At 75.7% G+C, this 1,578-nt stretch carries 2 protein-coding genes; one reads left to right on the top strand and one right to left on the bottom strand.

Translation table 11 applies throughout. From position 1 onward, the window contains the following. Positions 1 to 1,115, bottom strand: a 1,115-nt coding sequence (locus U9R90_RS36095) for a DUF6350 family protein (protein WP_411061716.1), incomplete at its 3' end; no start/stop codon positions are given. Between the two features lie 173 nt (positions 1,116 to 1,288). Here U9R90_RS36095 and U9R90_RS36100 point away from each other — a divergent pair. Then, the coding region (locus U9R90_RS36100; RefSeq protein ID WP_411061714.1) for a helix-turn-helix transcriptional regulator at positions 1,289 to 1,578 on the top strand (290 nt) is incomplete at its 3' end.

Consider the following 1,578-nt stretch of genomic DNA (forward strand, 5'->3'; position numbering starts at 1 on the left):
CCCAGGGGCCCGCCCGAGACCGCCGCGAGCACCGCGACCAACACCCCGCACAGCCCGGCCGCGCAGGCCGCCACCAGCGCCGTCTCCCCCGCGGACCGGACGGAACCCCGCACCGTGAACCAGGCGACGGTCACCCCGGACGCGACGGCGACCGCACACGCCGCCCAGTTCCACGGCGTACCCGCGCCAGCCCCCGGCACCGCCGCCAGCAGCGGAAACGGCGGCAGCGACGAAGCGGGCGCCGCGAGCGGCCAGGCGATACTCCCCGTGCCGAGCGCGAAGCCAGGACCGAGCCCATACGAGGCGCCCCACACCACCGCGTTCGGCAGCAGCGCAAGCGCCAGCAGCAGCACTGCGAAGCGCCCCGACCACACCCCCGTGACCTGCAAGAACGTCTCCTGCGCCGCCCCGAGATGCCAGACCAGCGACACCGCGACCAGCAGCGCACCACCACCGAGCAGCGCCAGCACCCCGGCCACCGCGGCCCGCCCCGCGGCCGCGATCCGCCGCGGTGCGAACACGCGGCGTACGCCACGAGGCAGCGCGTCGAAGGCCCGCCGCAGCGCAGTCGGCACCGGCCCCCGAGGCCGCCCGTACCCCGTCCACACCCCGGCCGCCGCCGCGAACACCGCGACAGCGGGCAGGTGCCACGCGGCGCTCAGCAGATCCGGCCGGATCGGACCACCCAGCGCGTACACCGTCGCGGCCCCGCCGACCAGCAGATACCCCGCGACCACCCCGCACAGCGCGCCGCGCACCTCGGCCGCCGCGTCCACGGCATCCCGCGCCGCGCGATGCAGCAGCCACACGGGCAGCGCGACCAGCAGCAACGGAGTCACCCCGATCGGCGCGGGCGCGCCGGACAGCGTGTCGGTCCTGATCAGCTCGGTGCCGTGGGCGAGCAGCCACAGCCCGGCGGCGACATGCAGCGCCCCGCCGGGCCCGCTGTCCGGATAGGGCGAGCTGATCCACAGCCCCATCACCAGGACCGCGAGCGAGCCGAGCCCAAGCCCCGCGGCCAGCGCGCCGCCGAGCAGCGACGTGGCCAGGCCGGGTACGCGGCGGCGCTTGGCGAGGCCGGAGAACAGGGACGTGCGACGGGCGTGATCGGTCATCTGCGGCACGCCGCCATGCTCCCAACGACACGCGCTTCATCCACGTAACAGGCGAATGCCGGAAGTGTCGCCCAAGATACGTTTATGTACTTTTCCGTACGGCGCGGTGCCGCGCGCTCGGCGCACCGCCCTGCGGAGAACGGTCCTACGGCCCCCGGTGTGGAGAGTCCGACATGCCCCAGAACCCCGCCTCCCCGCTGCCGCCCCCGAAGGAACGCCGCAGACTGCGGGAGTCGAAGGCGCTGACCCAGGCCCAGGTCGCCGCCCGGGTGGGCGTCACCCGCGAGACCGTACGGTCCTGGGAGTCCGGCCGCACCCAGCCCCGAGGCCGCACCCTTGAGGCCTACGCGGAACTGCTCGGCGCCCCCAGGGCCGAGGCGCCCGGCACCACCGCCGTCCGCGCCACGCGTACGGGCGCGCGCCGCTCCTCCGCGCCCCCCACACACCCCAAATCCGCCCCCAA

It is taken from the genome of Streptomyces sp. E11-3, assembly GCF_046540415.1.
Lineage (GTDB): Bacteria > Actinomycetota > Actinomycetes > Streptomycetales > Streptomycetaceae > Streptomyces.